Raw genomic sequence first — 16216 nt, 5'->3', positions numbered from 1 at the left:
GGGGGCAAGTCCATGAAGGGAAGGCGAAAGCCCCCGCCGGGACGGGGCCGGCAGGCAGGGGCCGGGCAGGCTGCACCCGGCCCCGCAGGGTCAGAAGGATTTGCGTATCTGCAGCCCCAGGGTATGCATGGTCATGGCCCCGGAATTGTTGCTGTACTGGTAGCGCAGTCCCAGGGTCCAGGCGCTCTTGAAGACGAAGTCGCTGCCCAGGCCGAAGACCATGGTGTCCCGCTTCAGGGTGGTCGCCGCGATCTGGTAGGAGGGACCGGACAGGTCGTCCGCATAGGCCATGCGCGCCCCTTCCGGATTCTCGAAGTCGTGCTGGTACTCGACCCGGAAATAGGGCCGGGCCAGGGTGGTCTCCAGCTCGACGCTGGTCTCGCCCCGCAGGCCGAAGGACAGCTTGGTCACCGGCGCCTTCTGGGAGAAGTAGGCCAGGTTGTAGATGCCGGCGCCGCTTTCCACCGCGGCATCGAGCCGGGTGGAGGCGATGTCGATGCGGCCGTAGGGCGACAGGATGTGGGCATCCTGCTGGAACTCGTAGGCGGCGCTGAGGGAGGCGAACCACTGCTTGCCGGTACGCTGGCTGGTGGCGAAGGCGCCGGCGGCGGCGGAGTAGCGGCGCGACTCCAGGTCCAGCCGTCCCATGCCGATGAGGCCGTCGATGAAGGTGCCGGGCATGGGCTGGTAGCTGCCGTAGACGATCACCGAGTAATCGTCGCCCACGTTGCGGGTGCCGTCGTTGCCGATCTTCTGCCGCTCATGGCCGAAGCCGACGCCCAGGCCCAGGATCAGGTTGTCGCCGAAGCGGCTGTCGGTGCCGAAGGAAATGCCGGAAGTGGTGAACTTGGCATCCGCGTCGTCCAGGCGGCCGAAGGAGATATTGCCCGCACTCCACACATCGAAGCCGGTGTCCTGGAAGTTGCTGGCCTTGCTGGAAATGTTCAGGGTCGGCAGGCCGTGGCTGTTGGCCATCTGCCCCAGGGTGCTCAAGGCGGAGAAGGGATTGAAGCCACTCTCCTGGCCGGGAGCCGGACCTGCCGTCACAACACCACCGGTGCCGGTAGCCGCATCACGACTGCCGAGGTTGGTGACCGCCGTTCCTGTTGCGAGGCCGAAACCGCCGTTCTGGTCGATATTTCCGGCAGCCGGCCCGCTGTTGTTGCCCACGGCAGCCAGGGCGGGCATCACCGACGGACGCCGGGCATTGGGACTGTCGAAGCCCCGGGGACGCTCCGGACGCAGGCGCACATGGAGGTTTTCCAGGCGGGACTGGAAATTGCTGATCTGGGTCAGGGAGAAGCGCTTGGCCACTTCCGCCTGGGCCCCGATGATGCCGACCACATTGGCATCCTTGCTCGGATCGGGCCGGGTCATGACGCTGATGGTCACCGTCGCCGGAGCCGAAGTGCCGGTGGCGTTGGTGGCGGTATAGGTGAAGCTGTCGCTGCCCGAATAGCCTGCCGTCGGCGTATAGGTGATGCTGGCGCCGCTGGCCGTGGCCGTGCCGTGGCCGGGGGCCGTCACCACCGTCACCGTGGTGGCCGCGCCGCCCGAAACATTGAGGGGAATGGGATTGTTGCTGCTGTTGATGGGCACCGTCACCGTCACCGCCCCGGCCACGGGAGCGGCAGGATTGACGGTGATGGTCACCGTCGCCGGAGCCGAAGTGCCGGTGGCATTGGTGGCCCGGTAGGTGAAGCTGTCGCTGCCCGAATAACCGGCATGGGGAGTGTAGGTAATGCTGGTGCCGCTGGCCGTGGCCGTACCGTGGGCCGCCGCCGTTGCCACGGAAACGCTGGTGGCGACGCCGCCGGTAATGTTGAGGGCGATGGGATTGGCGCCGCTGTTGAAGGCCACCGTGGCGCTCACCGCATTGGCTACCGGTGCCGCGGCAGAAACGGTGATGGTAACGGTAGCAGCCGCCGAAGTACCGGTGGCGTTGGTGGCGGTGTAAGTGAAGCTGTCGCTGCCGGTATAGCCCACCGTCGGCGTATAGGTGATGCTGGTGCCGCTGGCCGTGGCCGTGCCATGGCTGGCCCCGCTGGCCACCGCCACGCTGGTGGCGGCGCCGCCGCTGATGCTGAGGGGAATGGCGTTGTTACTGCTGTTGAAAGCCACCGTCACCGATACCGCATTGGCCACCGGTGCCTGGGGATTGACGGTGATGCTCACCGTCGCCGCCGCCGAGGTGCCGCCGGCGTTGGTGGCCGTATAGGTGAAGCTGTCGCTGCCCGAATAGCCGCTGGTCGGCGTATAGGTGATGCTGGTGCCGCTGGCCGTGGCTACGCCGTGACTGGCGGCACCGGCCACGGCCACACTGGTAGCCGCACCGCCGGTGATGTTGAGGGTCACCGGATTGGCCGCGCTGTTGTAGGAAACGGTGAGGGATACCGCATTGGCCACCGGCGCCTGGGGATTGACGGTGATGCTCACCGTCGCCGCCGCCGAAGTGCCGGTCGCATTGGTAGCCGTATAGGTGAAGCTGTCGCTGCCCGAATAGCCGGCGGTGGGGGTGTAGGTGATGCTGGTGCCGCTGGCGGTGGCCGTGCCGTGGCTGGCCCCGCTGGCCACCGCCACGCTGGTGGCGACACCGCCGGTGATGTTGAGGGTGATGGCGTTGTTGCTGCTGTTGTAGGCCACCGTGGCGCTCACCGCATTGGCCACCGGCGCCAGGGGATTGACGGTAATGGTCACCGTTGCCGCGGCCGAGGTGCCGGTCGCATTGGTGGCCGTATAGGTGAAGCTGTCCGAACCCACATAGCCGGGGGTGGGGGTGTAGGTGATGCTGGTACCGCTGGCCGTGGCCGTGCCGTGGCTGGCGGCACTGGCCACCGCCACGCTGGTAGCCGCACCGCCGGTGATATTGAGGGTGATGGCGTTGTTGCTGCTGTTGTAGGCCACCGTGGCGCTCACCGCATTGGCCACCGGCGCCTGGGGATTGACGGTGATGCTCACCGTCGCCGGTGCCGAGGTGCCGCTGGCGTTGGTGGCCGTATAGGTGAAGCTGTCGCTGCCCGAATAGCCGGCGGTGGGGGTATAGGTGATGCTGGTGCCGCTGGCCGTGGCCGTGCCGTGGCTGGCGGCACTGGCCACCGTCACGCTGGTGGCGGTGCCGCCGGTGATGTTGAGGGTGATGGCGTTGTTGCTGCTGTTGTAGGCCACCGTGGCGCTCACCGCATTGGCCACCGGCAGGGGCGGATTGACCGTCAGGGTATAGGCCTGGCTGGTGGAGTACTGGGTGCCGCCGCTGCTGTCCGTGGCGGTGACGGTGAAGGAAAAGTTGCCCTCCACCGTCGGGATGCCCGAGAGCACGCCCCCGCTGCTCAGGGTCAGGCCCGCGGGCAGGCTGCCGGCAGTGATGCTGTAGGTGTAGGGCGAGGTGCCACCGCTGGTGCTGAAGGTCTGGCTGTAGGCACTGCCCCGGGAGGCAGCCGTCAGGGCCCCGGCCGCGGGCGACAGGGACAAGGTTGGGGCGCCGATGGTCAGGGAAATGGTACTGCTGGTGCCGCTGTAGGGCCCGCTGCCGGTACTGGAGTCCTGGGCGCTGACCGTGAAGGTGTAGGTGCCGGCTGCCGTCGGCGTGCCGCTGACGGTGCCGCCCGAGCCCAGGCTCAGGCCGGGCGGCAGGCTGCCGCTGGCCAGGGTGAAGCTGCCATAGGGCGCAGTACCGCCGCTGCCGCTGAGCGACTGGCTGTAGGCCACCCCCACGGTGCCGCCGGTCAGGGTGGTCGGCGTAAACGAGAGAGTGGGAGCGCCAATGGTCAGGGAAATGGTGCTGCTGGTGGCGGAGTAGGGACCGGTGCCCGTACTGCTGTCCGTCCCCTGCACAGTGAAGGTAAAGGTGCCGCCCGCCGTCGGTGTGCCCGAGACGACCCCGCCGGAACTCAGGGACAACCCGGCAGGCAGGGCTCCGGTCTTGACGATATAGCTGCCGTAAGGGGCCGTGCCGCCGCTGCCGCTGATGCTCTGGCTGTAGGCACTGCCGACGGTGCCAGCCGTCAGGGTGGTGGGAGAGAAGCTGATGGTGGGTGCTGCCACCGTCACCGAATAGGCCTTGCTGCCGGTGGCGCTGGCCGTGTCGGTGGCCGTGATGGTGAAGTTGAATGTACCGCCCGCCGTCGGCGTACCGGTGAGTGCCCCGGTGCTGGCGTTAAGGCTAAGGCCGGCCGGCAGACTGCCGGCAGTGACCGCGTAACTGTACGTACCGTTGCCGCCGCTGGCGCTGATGGTCTGGCTGTAGGTGCTGCCGACCGTGGGATTGGTCAGGGAAGCAGGTGACAGGCTCAGGGGAGCTGAATAGGCGGAGATTACTAAGTCGTCAAATACGTAATTGTATGGCTCCGTAGCAGAGTTGTTGGTAACGCGTATCTCATCCACATTGGTCATGTTCGAAAGGTTGAAGGCCGCAAATGCGTCCATTCCGGCACTAACATTCACCGTCTCACTAGGACCCGCGACACCACCACGATAGCCAACAAAAGTAAAACTGGAGAACCCGGTGCCATAAGCAAGGATTCTCAGAGAGGTAAGATTGAAGCGGTCAACACCATTAGCTGACTTGATGATTCCGTCACCTGCAAGAGATGTAGATATGATCCCGTCCCCGGTTGTGGGCTGTCCTGATGTGGCTAATAGAGGAGCCACACTAGCTTCACTGTGATACTGCCACTGTCCGCTAAAGGTAAGGCCGTTATAGGGACTGGCGACATCGTCGTAAGTGGTATGTCCTGTCCCAAAGCTAATGGTACCGCCATTGATCGTGCCGTAGGCAGGCAGTGCCAGGGCCAGCAACAGGAGCAACAGCCCACGGAAAAGTCTGAGTCCCGCAACAAGGGAAGAAAACAGGGGATTCAGGCAATTCGGTTTCATACGCATATCCAGAGTGCTTCAGTAATCGCAACGGGGTACAGAAAGGGCAGAGCCATACATGGATGGCTCTGCCAGTTGATGACATCAGGGACGGAGGGGGTAGTCGGCACCGTTGACGCAAATGCAGAAGTTCAGCGTCAAATAGGGTTGCAGGTTGCTGTGGGGACCGCTGCTACCGACCGGCGCCAGGGCGGAAACCATCACCGCATTGGGCGCAGAACCGGCATAGGTATTCACGGCAGTCACCCGGGGTGGCGTACCCTTGACCCCCTTGGCCAGATAGGCGCCGGCGGGAGCAAGGGCGCTGGCATTGGCGCCCTCCGCCACGACCGAGTGAGTGTGGTCCGGCACCTGAGCGACGGTGAGTGTCTCGCTGTAGGTGCCGACGGCCTGGGGTACGCTGCGGGGCGTCAGGTTCGGTCCCATACCGCTGCCCATCACGGTCCGACCCTGCAGCTTCGGCAGGTTGAATACCGTGGTGTTGCCGCCGTAGAGGTTGCCGATGACGGAGAAAAGGACCTGGGCCTGCACGGCATTGACGCCTGTTCCATCGCAGAAGGCCCAGTCCACTGGAGGATAGTTGAAGGCGAAGGCGCGGATTTCGCCGTAGTACGGATCAGCCATGGTGTTCTCCTCGGATGTTCAACTTCTGGTGGGCCAAAGGCCCTGGGTGGCAATGCAGAAATTGACAGCCAGGGTCGGCTGCATGTTGTTGTGCGCCAGGCTCTGGCCCGCCGTTGCAATGACGCCGGCAGCCATATAGGCAGCCGGAACGGGGGCATCTGCATAGATATTGGTGTTCTCTGCCGCCAGGGCGGGGAGGGCGCCTGCCGGATTGTTGGTGGTGGCAGTCGCCGTGCTGCAGCCGACGCTGTGGCTATGGGGCGGCACCTGGGCGGTGGTCAGCGCTACAGCTTCCAGGCCACCGGCATTGCCGGCCACAAACGTGCCCACGTTGGGCACAACGCCCTGGCAAAGGGGCACCCGACCACGCAGGTCGGGCAAATTGAAGGTGTTGACGCCATCCCCGCCGTAGGCAACACCGATCAGGGCAAACAGGGCGTTGTTCTGCCGAATCTGCATGACCGTGCCGTCGCACAGATGCCAGCCCTGAGGTATGACGCCGAAGGCGAAGGGGCGGATTTCTCCGAGAAATGGATCCATGGTGTTGTCTCCTTATCCCGCAGTCGGGTAGATGCCGCTGAGGGCGATGATGAAATTGATGCAGGTGGTGGGCATCATGTTGTTGTGGGGCAGACCGCCGCCGCCGGCGGGACTGACCATCGCCGGGTTCATGTTGGCGGCGGCAGTCGTCGTCTGGCTGTAGAGGTTGCTGGCAGCGGTTCCCGGCAGCTTGCCGGCCGGGGCGTTGGTGGTCCCGGGGCCGCCGGCGGGCATGGGATGGGTATGGGCCGGCAGGTTGTTCTGGTTCAGGGCCACCGTCTCACTCCCCACCGAGTTGCCCAGGGCTCTGGGCGTCAGGCTCTGCCCCGTGCCGGCAATCACGCCGGTACCCGTGCTCATGGGTGCCCGGCCGCGCAGGTCGGGCAAGGCAAAGTTGTTGCTGCCGTTACCGCCGTAGGTCGTCCCCAACAGGGAGAACAACGCTTCATTCCCGGATATCGGAAGTGTGGCCCCATTGCATAGGGCCCATCCTTGCGGGGCATAGTCCCCGGCAAACATGCGAATTTCTCCTAGATAGCCTTCCACGATCGTTTCTCCTCAGGCGGATGTTCTCAGGCGGGAAAAGACCGCCTGATAGCGAACCTCCCCGGCCCCGCCGCCCATCACGGGACCGAGAAAAATGGGGACGTTGCCCTGGGACGGATGGGCCAGCAGATGGGTACCCTGGGGCAGGACCCGGTCCGGCGCTCCCGAGAACATCAGGACAAAGCCTTCAATCGTCGGTGAGCGGAGCGCTGCCACGGACACCAGCTGCAGCCACAGGGGCTCGCCGCCATCCGCCGGGGAAAAGGCCAGCGTCGCTCCCTGGAGCGCCTGGTAGTCGGCCAAGCCGAGCAGAGGGGTACTCACGATGCCCCCCCCTGGTGCTGGGGCAACCTGGTCATATAGAGATAGACCCCCCGGTCCACCACCTCCTGGAAGCCGAGACGGCGGTAGAAGTCCAGGACAGGATTGTTTTTTTCCACATGCAGCCCGAGGAAGCGGCCACCTGTCTCCGCCTCTGCTATCAGGGTCCGCAGCAGCCGGCCGCCGATGCCCCGACATCGGAATTCCTCCAGTAGGGCGATATCGATGACACGGATCTCGTCGTCGCGGCGATCCACATACAGGCGTCCGACCGGCTCGTCCTCCAGCAGCACCAGATCAAAGGAGGGGTTCTGGTAGGCCACCATGTACTGGTCGTGCTGAAAACCGAACTGCTGCCGCAGGAATGCCTCCCACTGGACCGGGGCCCAGTCGAGCAGCTGCCGCTCCGCTTCCCGGGTGGAGGCATAGATGCGGAACAGCAACTCCCGGTCCCCCGCCTCGATGGGACGCAACGCCAGCCGGAGAGGGCACTCCTCACAGGAACTGCCGCAGGAGGAATCGGTACAGGAAAGGGACATGGGCAAGCCGAATTACTCACGTAAGGGGGGCAACGGGTTAACGTTCACGTCAATGGCGTTATACAAACACTGAATGACGATAGCAATTCATTTTGCATATCACTAAAGTCTTATAAAACGCAAAGACCGTTTATCCATGCGGCATGCCGGGGGTATTTTTTTTGTCTATGGAGCGTTAAATAAATGGAATTTGGCGGTAGCCCACCCCGCTTCGCAGACATAAATCCCGCTCAGGACGACGGGAATCCATCCACCCTGGGGGATAATGGGCGCTGAGCACCACACCGGTGCGCGGCCATTCTTCCCCCTCCCCTTCTGATGCCTGACTGGTTTGCCGATCCTGCCGCCGGCCTGGGCGGCCTTTTCATCGCCAGCTTTCTTGCCGCCACCCTGCTGCCCGGCGGCTCGGAGGCCGCCCTTGCCGCCTTTCTCCTGGCCCACCCGGCAGAAGTGCCCGCCGCACTTTTCTGGGCCACCCTGGGGAACACTTTGGGCGGATTGACGTCTTATGGGGCCGGACGCCTGCTGCCGGAGCGAAGCCTGCACCGCTTGCCGCACTTGGCCCAGGTACGCCGCTTTGGCAGCCCCAGCCTGTTGCTGGCCTGGGCTCCCCTTGTCGGTGACGCCCTCTGTGTGGCGGCCGGCTGGCTGCGGCTACCCTGGCTGCCCTGCACCCTGTTCATGGCCGCCGGCAAGCTGGCCCGCTACTGGGTCGTGGCCCAGGGACTGGCACTGCTGGCGTCATGAAGGGCGGTCCGGGCAGGACCCGGTTCTGCCTGATGCACCGCAATACGTTAAAATTCACCTTTTGAAAGACACGGCCCTGGCCGCCCCCGTCCGATGACTGCACGTCTGCGCGAAATCCCCTACAACTACACCTCCTTCTCCGACCGGGAGATCGTCATCCGCCTGCTGGGCGAGGACATGTGGCGGGTGCTGGACGAACTCCGCGCCGAGCGCGTCACCGGCCGCTCCGCCCGCATGCTGTACGAGGTGCTGGGCGACATCTGGGTGGTGCAGCGCAACCCCTACCTGGAAGACGACCTGCTGGCCACCCCCAGCCGCCGCGAGGCCCTGGTGCAGGCCCTGCGGCACCGCCTGGCGGAAGTGGAAAAGCGCCGCAGCGAATCCGCCGGCGAGGACCCGGAACGCAGCCGCAAGGTGGCCCAGCTGGTGGAAGCCGCCCACAAGGCGGTGGACCGCTTCGAACAGCGCTTCATCGACACCCTCATGCTGCGCCGGAAGGTGCTGAAGACCCTGACCCGCCACACCCGCAAGGACAACGTGGCCTTCGACGGCCTGGCCCGGGTCTCCCATGTGACGGACGCCACCGACTGGCGCGTCGAATACCCCTTCGTCGTGCTCTACCCGGATACGGAAGAGGAAATCGGTCCCCTGGTGCGCGGCTGCATCGAGCTGGGCCTGACCATCATTCCCCGGGGGGGCGGTACCGGCTACACTGGCGGCGCCGTGCCCCTGTCGCCCCTGTCCGTGGTCATCAACACCGAGAAGCTGATCGACATCGGCCCGGTGGAAGAGATCGTCCTGCCCGGCCACGACAAGCCCTACGCCACCATCCGCACCAGCGTCGGCGTCGTCACCGACCGGGTCTCCGAAGCCGCCTCGGCCGCCGGCCGCGTCTTCGCCGTGGACCCCACCTCTGCCAGCGCCTCCTGCATCGGCGGCAACATCGCCATGAACGCCGGCGGCAAGAAGGCCGTGCTGTGGGGCACCGCCCTGGACAACCTGGCCTGGTGGAAGATGGTGACGCCGGACGGCAACTGGCTGGAGGTGGAGCGCCTCAACCACAACTTCGGCAAGATCCACGAGCAGGAGAAGGTGGAATTCCGCTTGAAGCGCTTCGACGCCAGGAGCTACAAGCTGCTCTCCGAAGAAGTGCTGGCCTTGCCCGGCGCGGCCTGCCGCAAGACCGGCCTGGGCAAGGACGTCACCGACAAGTTCCTCGGCGGCGTGCCCGGAGTACAGAAGGAAGGCACCGACGGCATCATCGTCGCCGCCCGCTGGGTGCTGCACAAGATGCCCCCGGTCACCCGCACCGTCTGCCTGGAATTCTTCGGCCAGGTGCGGGAGGCCGTGCCCTCCATTGTCGAGATCACCGACTACTTCAAGCCGGGTGGCGAAGGCCACAAGGCCGGCGTGCAGCTGGCCGGCCTGGAGCATCTGGACGAACGCTATGTGAAGGCCGTCGGCTACGCCACCAAGGCCAAGCGCCACGGCCGGCCGAAAATGGTGCTGATCGGCGACATCGTCGGCCACGACGAAAATGCGGTGATGCAGGCTGCCTCCGACGTGGTCAAGATGACCAATGTGCGCGGCGCCGAAGGCTTCATCGCCATCACCCCGGAAACCCGCAAGAAGTTCTGGCTGGACCGTTCCCGCACCGCCGCCATCTCCAAGCACACCAACGCCTTCAAGGTGAACGAGGACGTGGTGATCCCCCTGCCGCGCATGGGCGACTACTGCGACGGCATCGAGCGCATCAATATCGAACTGTCCCTGCAGAACAAGCTGGACCTGTGCGATGCCCTGACCGAATTCTTCAAGGGCGATCTGCCGGTCAACAGCGCCGACACCAAGCTGGACAAGGACGTGCTCATCGAGGACCGCCGCGAGCGCGCCCTGGAGCACATCAGCGACGTGCGCGCCCGCTGGCAGTGGCTGCTGGACAACCTGGATCTGCCCCTGGCCGAGGCTGAGCAGCGCTTCGCCGAATTCGGCGTGGTGGCCGGCGAGCTGACCAACCGGGCCGCCAACCCGACCCTCTTCCACCGCCTGCAGGACTACTCCGTGCGCGCCTCCTGGAAGAAGGAGCTGAAGGAGCCCCTGGACAACATCTTCAACGGTGCCACCTACCGGCCCCTCTCCGAGAAGATGGCCGCCGTGCAGAAGGAAGTGCTGCGCGGCCGCGTCTTCGTGGCCCTGCACATGCACGCCGGCGACGGCAACGTGCACACCAACATCCCGGTGAATTCGGACCACTACGAGATGCTGCAGACCGCCAACAAGGCGGTGGAACGCATCATGCACCTGGCCCGCTCCCTGGACGGCGTCATCTCCGGCGAGCACGGCATCGGCATCACCAAGCTGGAATTCCTGACGGACGAGGAAATCGGCCCCTTCCGCGCCTACAAAGAGAAGGTGGACCCGGAAGGCCGCTTCAACAAGGGCAAGCTGATGCCCGGCGGCGACCTGCACAACGCCTACACGCCCTCCTTCTCCCTGCTCGGGGCCGAATCCCTGATCATGGAGCAGTCCGAGATCGGCAAGATCGCCGACTCCATCAAGGACTGCCTGCGCTGCGGCAAGTGCAAGCCGGTGTGCTCCACCCACGTGCCCCGGGCCAACCTGCTCTATTCCCCTCGCAACAAGATTCTCGGCACCTCCCTGCTGATCGAGGCCTTCCTCTATGAGGAGCAGACCCGCCGCGGCATTTCCCTGCAGCACTTCGACGAATTCAACGACGTGGCCGACCACTGCACGGTCTGCCACCGCTGCGTCAAACCCTGCCCGGTGGATATCGACTTTGGCGACGTCTCGGTGGCCATGCGCAACTTCCTGCGCAAGCAGGGCAAGAAGAAGCTGGACCCGGGCAAGGCCGCCACCATGTGGTTCCTCACCATGAAGGACCCGGCCACCATTAAGCTGGCCCGCACCATGATGATCGGCTGGGGCTACAAGCTGCAGCGCCTGGGCGTCAAGCTGGCCAAGACCTTCGGCCTGACCCAGGGCATCGTGCAGCACCCGCCCGCCACCCTAGGCCGGCCCTCGGTGAAGGCCCAGGTGATCCACTTCATCAACAAGCCCATGCCGGGCAACCTGCCCAAGCGCACTTCCCGGGCCCTGCTGGACATCGAGGACGACCACGTGGTGCCGGTGATCCGGGACCCCCAGAAGGCCACCGAGGATTCGGACGCGGTCTTCTACTTCCCCGGCTGCGGCTCCGAGCGCCTCTTCTCCCAGGTGGGCCTGGCCACCCAGGCCATGCTCTACGAGACCGGCGCCGTCACCGTGCTGCCCCCGGGTTACCTGTGCTGCGGCTACCCGCAGAATGCCGCCGGCGAGGAGGACAAGGGCCAGAAGATCATCACCGACAACCGGGTGCTGTTCCACCGGGTGGCCACCACCCTCAATTACCTGGACATCAAGACGGTGATCGTCTCCTGCGGCACCTGCATGGACCAGCTGCAGAAGTATGAATTCGAGAAAATCTTCCCCGGCTGCCGCCTGCTGGACATCCACGAGTACTTGCTGGAAAAGGGCGTCAAACTGGAAGGAGTGAAGGGTACCCAGTACATGTACCACGAGCCCTGCCACACGCCGATGAAGACCTACTCGGGCATCAAGGTGGTGAACGACCTGATGGGCCAGCGCGTGGACCTCAACGACCGCTGCTGCGGCGAGTCCGGCTCCTTCGCCCTGTCCCGTCCCGACATCTCCACCCAGGTGCGCTTCCGCAAGCAGGAGGAGATCGAGAAGGGCGCCACCAAGCTGCGCCAGGACTTTGGCGTCCAGGACCAGGTGAAGATCCTCACCTCCTGCCCTTCCTGCCTCCAGGGCCTGTCCCGCTACGAGCCGGATGCCGACATCCAGGCCGACTACATCGTGGTGGAAATGGCCAAGACCCTGCTGGGCGAGAACTGGATGGCCCAGTACGTGCAGAAGGCCAACAGCGGCGGCATCGAGCGGGTGCTGCTGTAAGCCCCACTGTCACAAACGCTCACTGATGTTGATGAAGCCCCCTGCTAGCATGGAGTCGTTGCATACAGGAGGTTTCATCATCATGAGCGCCAAGGAAATCAACACCGCTCTCGTCCCGGCGCCGGCCCTGCCTCTGACCCTGATGGGACTGGCTTTCGCCGTCTATCTCTGTCTCTGAGACAGGCCCGCGCCGTGCCCCAAGCCCTGGCAAGCATCCACATCGCAACCCGGGGCCGGGGGCTTCACGAATTCACCCGACAGGCCCACGACTTCGTCGCCGCCAGCGGCCTCCACCAGGGCCTGCTCACCGTTTTCTGCCGCCACACCTCCGCTTCCCTGATCATCCAGGAAAACGCCGATCCCTCCGTACAGCGGGATCTGGAGCGCTTCTTCGCCAAGCTGGTACAAGATGGGGACCCGGCCTTCGAGCATGACCTGGAAGGGCCGGACGACATGCCGGCCCACATCCGCGCCGCCCTGACCCAGACTTCCCTCGGCATCCCCGTCGGCGACGGCCGCCTGCTGCTGGGTACCTGGCAGGGGCTCTATCTCTACGAACACCGCCACCGGGGCCATTCCCGGGAGGTGGTGCTGCATCTGCTCGGCGACTGAATCCGGCGGCGACCCTCAGTCGTCGGCGGCGCCGGCGCTGGCCGGGGCACCCAGGGCCTGCAGGGGCCGCCGCATCCACCACACCATGAAGACGCCGGGTACGGCGACGACGATGGAGAAAAGGAAGAAGGCGGGCCAGCCGATGGATTCGGACAGCACCCCGGAGAGGGGACTGACGTAGATGCGCCCCACCGCCGCGAAGGCCGAAAGCAGGGCATAGTGGGTGGCGGAGAAACGGTGGTTGCAGAGGCCCATGAGCAGGGCGACGAAGGCCACCGTGCCCATGCCGCCGCTGATGTTCTCCCCGGCGATCACCGTCAGCAGCAGCCAGTCCAGGCTGGCCGGGGTATGCAGGGAAACGATGCCCCAGTCGAAGGCCGGCACCATCACCGCCCCCCAGGCACCCTTGCCGAGCAGGGCCAGCAGGTAGAAGCCGAAATTGGAAACCAGCTGCAGCACGCCGAAAAACAGCAGGGAGCGGTAAAGGGCCAGGCGGGTCATGATGAGGCCGCCGATGAAGGCTCCCAGGATGGTCAGCCAGATGCCGATGACCTTGTTGGCGATGCCCACCTCCTCCTGCAGGAAGCCCATGCCCTTGATCAGGAAGGGCGTGGTCAGGCTGCCGGCGAAGGCGTCCCCCAGCTTGTACAGCACGATCAGCAGGAGGAAGGCTCCGGCACCGCTCTGGGCGAAGTAGCTGGCGAGGGACTGGTTGAGGGTCTCGAAGCCAGCCTTGCGGGAACACCACCAGGCCAGGGGCAGGGCGGCGGCAATCTCGGCCAGGACGAACAACAGCTGCACCCACTTGTTGGCATCGTCCGGATTGAGGCCCAGCACCACCAGGGCCTGGCGAGCCACGACATAGCCGGCGACCACGCCGGCCAGCATGGCGGCAAAGCCCAGCAGTTCCTTTTTCGGGTCCGAGGCCAGGGGCTTGTTGGCGCTGCTGACCCGGGGCACGGCCAGCAGGGAGAAGGCGGCGCAGCCCACCATGATGGCTGCCATCACCGCGTACACCCGGGGCCAGGACTGCCACTGGCCGGCCCAGATGAGGCTGATGCCGCCGGAAAGGATCATGGCCAGGCGGTAGGCGAAGACATGCACCGAGGCGCCGAGACCCCGCTCGGCCTCGGGCAGCAGGTCGGTACGGTAGGCGTCCACCACCACGTCCTGGGAAGCGGCCAGGAACGCCACCGCCAGGGCCGCCAGGGCGAACAGCTGGGGCGCCGTCGCCGGCGACAGGCCGGACATCAGCCACAGCAGCCCGCCCAGGGCCAGTTGGGTGAGCACCAGCCAGCCCCGGCGCCGGCCCAGGAAGGGCGGCTCGAAGCGGTCCATGAGGGGCGCCCAGAGGAACTTGAAGGTGTAGGGAATGCCCACCAGGCCGAAGAAGCCGATGGTGGCCAGGTCGATGCCGTCCACCGTCAGCCAGGCCTGCATGGCCTGGCCGGTGAGGGCCAGGGGCAGGCCGGAGGCGAAGCCCAGCACCAGGATGGCGGTCAGGCGCCAGGTCCGGCCCAGACGGGCGCCGGCGGAAAGGACCGCGGCCTCGGCCACGCTCAGTCCCGGCCCAGGCGGCAGATGGCCAGGCTGGCGAGGAAGTTGGGATCTTCCGTCACTTCCTTGCCTTCGTCAAAAGCCTTCAGCTCCCGCATGGCGATGCCCTTTTCCTCACACAGGGCCTGGAAGTCGGCGATGGTGAAGAAGCGCACGTTGGGGGAGTCGTACCACTGGTAGGGCAGGTCCTTGGAGACCGGCATGCGGCCGTTGAGGATGGCCTGGCGGTGCAGCCAGTAGCCGAAGTTGGGGAAGGAGACCACCGCCTCCCGGCCCACCCGCAGCAGTTCTTCCAGCAGGGGCACGGTGCGGTGCACGGTCTGCAGGGAGAGGGACATGATGGCGTGGTCGAAGAAGCCGTCCTCGAAGCCGGCCAGGCCCTGCTCCAGGTTGCTCTGGATCACATTGACGCCGTTGCGCACGCAGGCCAGGACGTTGGCCGGATCGATATCCACCCCGTAGCCGTGGGTGTTGCGGGCCTGGGCCAGGAACTTGAGCAGGCTGCCGTCGCCGCAGCCCAGGTCCAGCACCCGTTCGCCGGGGGCGATCCACTTGGCGATGACGTCGAAGTCGAAACGGTCGAGAGAATTGTTGGTCATGGCGGCTCTCTCAGACGGCGATGTTGTGCAGGTAGGCGCCCATCACCGCGTGGTACTGGGCGTCGTCCAGGAGGAAGGAGTCGTGGCCGGCGTTGCAGTCGATCTCAGCGTAGGAGACTTCCCGGTTGTTGTGCAGCAGGGCATACACCATCTCCCGGCTGCGCTCCGGCGCGAAACGCCAGTCGGTGGTGAAGGAGACCAGCAGGAACTTGGCCGAGGCCCGGGCCAGGGCCGCCTTCAGGTCGCCACCGAAATCCCGGGCCGGATCGAAGTAGTCCAGGGCCTTGGTGGTGATGAGATAGGTGTTGGCGTCGAAGAAGCCGGCGAACTTGTCGCCCTGGTAGCGCAGGTAGGACTCGATCTCGAAATCCACGTCGTAGTTGTACTTGAGCACCCCTTCCCGCAGCTGGCGGCCGAATTTCTCCCCCATCTGGTCGTCGGAAAGATAGGTGATGTGGCCCACCATGCGCGCCAGGCGCAGGCCCCGGGCCGGCACCACGCCGTGCTCGTAGTAGTTGCCGCCGTGGAAGTCCGGGTCGGTGAGGATGGCCTGGCGGGCCACCTCGTTGAAGGCGATGTTCTGGGCGGTGAGCTTGGGGGCGGAGGCGATGACCAGGGCGTGGCGCACCCGCTCCGGGTATTCCAGGCTCCACTGCAGGGCCTGCATGCCGCCCAGGCTGCCGCCGATGATGGCGGCCCACTGGTTGATGCCGAGGCGGTCGGCAAGGCGGGCCTGGGACTCGACCCAGTCCTCCACCGTCACCACCGGGAAGTCGGCGCCGTAGGGCTTGCCCGTGGCCGGGTTGATGGAGCCGGGGCCGGTGGAGCCGTAACAGCCGCCCAGGTTGTTCACCCCGACGACGAAGAACTTGTCGGTATCCAGGGGCTTGCCCGGGCCCACCAGGTTGTCCCACCAGCCCACGTTCTTCGGGTTGTCGGCGTAGTGGCCGGCCACGTGGTGGCTGCCGGAGAGGGCATGGCACACCAGCACGGCATTGGAACGGTCGGCGTTGAGGCGGCCGTAGGTCTCATAGACCAGGTCGTAGGCGGCCAGGGTGGCGCCGCTGGCCAGCTGGATGGGTTCGGCGAAATGGGCCCGCTGGGGACTCACCACACCGACGGAATGCTTGTCTGACATCGCAGGATTTCAATCACCAAAAAACAAGACGCCCAGTCGGAGAATCGAGATTGGCTCGGCTCGGACTGGGCATCGGTCCTCGCTTTAGCCGTATTTATTAAGCGCCCGCAAGCTGACGGATTTCAAATCGGCGCTGTGGAACATGATAA

General features: G+C 65.3%; 12 protein-coding genes. 3 read left to right on the top strand and 9 right to left on the bottom strand.

Features of this window, described 5'->3' with window-relative positions; genetic code table 11:
- Positions 1-90: 90 nt before the first annotated feature.
- The 6 genes from ACLSSQ_RS00780 to ACLSSQ_RS00755 all read right to left on the bottom strand — a co-directional run bounded on the left by ACLSSQ_RS00780 (position 91) and on the right by ACLSSQ_RS00755 (position 7442).
- Positions 91-4422, bottom strand: a complete 4332-nt coding sequence (locus tag ACLSSQ_RS00780; protein WP_416243513.1) for an Ig-like domain-containing protein — start codon at positions 4420-4422, stop codon at positions 91-93.
- Between the two features lie 534 nt (positions 4423-4956).
- The gene (locus ACLSSQ_RS00775) at positions 4957-5496 is read right to left on the bottom strand and encodes a phage tail protein (protein WP_416243512.1); all 540 of its coding nucleotides are present in this window, start codon (positions 5494-5496) and stop codon (positions 4957-4959) included.
- 18 nt (positions 5497-5514) lie between these two features.
- Complete coding sequence (locus tag ACLSSQ_RS00770) at positions 5515-6036, bottom strand: phage tail protein (protein WP_416243511.1); 522 nt, start codon at positions 6034-6036, stop codon at positions 5515-5517.
- Between the two features lie 12 nt (positions 6037-6048).
- Positions 6049-6555, bottom strand: a complete 507-nt coding sequence (locus ACLSSQ_RS00765) for a phage tail protein (RefSeq protein ID WP_416243510.1) — start codon at positions 6553-6555, stop codon at positions 6049-6051.
- 39 nt (positions 6556-6594) lie between these two features.
- Positions 6595-6906 (bottom strand): DUF6916 family protein, encoded by a 312-nt coding sequence (locus ACLSSQ_RS00760; protein WP_014235843.1) that lies wholly within the window; start codon positions 6904-6906, stop codon positions 6595-6597.
- A complete protein-coding gene (locus tag ACLSSQ_RS00755; RefSeq protein ID WP_416243509.1) occupies positions 6903-7442 on the bottom strand; it encodes a GNAT family N-acetyltransferase in 540 nt (179 codons plus the stop codon). Before ACLSSQ_RS00755 ends, ACLSSQ_RS00760 begins: the two co-directional genes overlap by 4 nt.
- Before the next feature lie 318 nt (positions 7443-7760).
- Here ACLSSQ_RS00755 and ACLSSQ_RS00750 point away from each other — a divergent pair, with 318 nt between their 5' ends.
- The 3 genes from ACLSSQ_RS00750 (at position 7761) to ACLSSQ_RS00740 (ending at position 12773) form a co-directional block, all read left to right on the top strand.
- The gene (locus ACLSSQ_RS00750; RefSeq protein WP_152090128.1) at positions 7761-8189 is read left to right on the top strand and encodes a YqaA family protein; all 429 of its coding nucleotides are present in this window, start codon (positions 7761-7763) and stop codon (positions 8187-8189) included.
- Positions 8190-8282: 93 nt separating this feature from the next.
- Positions 8283-12161 carry a DUF3683 domain-containing protein gene (locus ACLSSQ_RS00745; RefSeq protein ID WP_416243508.1) on the top strand — a complete coding sequence of 1293 codons (3879 nt, stop codon included), beginning with the start codon at positions 8283-8285 and terminating at the stop codon, positions 12159-12161.
- A 192-nt stretch (positions 12162-12353) separates the two neighbouring features.
- A complete protein-coding gene (locus ACLSSQ_RS00740) occupies positions 12354-12773 on the top strand; it encodes a secondary thiamine-phosphate synthase enzyme YjbQ (RefSeq protein ID WP_416243507.1) in 420 nt (139 codons plus the stop codon).
- Positions 12774-12788: 15 nt separating this feature from the next.
- Here ACLSSQ_RS00740 and ACLSSQ_RS00735 read toward each other — a convergent pair whose 3' ends face one another.
- The 3 genes from ACLSSQ_RS00735 to metX are packed head-to-tail and all read right to left on the bottom strand — an operon-like array spanning position 12789 to position 16067.
- A complete protein-coding gene (locus tag ACLSSQ_RS00735; protein WP_416243506.1) occupies positions 12789-14330 on the bottom strand; it encodes an AmpG family muropeptide MFS transporter in 1542 nt (513 codons plus the stop codon).
- Between the two features lie 2 nt (positions 14331-14332).
- Complete coding sequence (gene metW, locus ACLSSQ_RS00730) at positions 14333-14929, bottom strand: methionine biosynthesis protein MetW (protein ID WP_014235850.1); 597 nt, start codon at positions 14927-14929, stop codon at positions 14333-14335.
- A gap of 10 nt (positions 14930-14939) precedes the next feature.
- On the bottom strand, positions 14940-16067 hold the full coding sequence (gene metX / locus ACLSSQ_RS00725; protein ID WP_014235851.1) for a homoserine O-succinyltransferase MetX: 1128 nt from the start codon (positions 16065-16067) through the stop codon (positions 14940-14942).
- Positions 16068-16216 lie beyond the last annotated feature (149 nt).

The organism is Azospira sp. APE16 (assembly GCF_047901315.1).
Lineage (GTDB): Bacteria > Pseudomonadota > Gammaproteobacteria > Burkholderiales > Rhodocyclaceae > Azospira > Azospira oryzae.
Note: the sequence above shows the minus strand (reverse complement) of the source record. Positions and strands in the feature narration are given on the sequence as shown.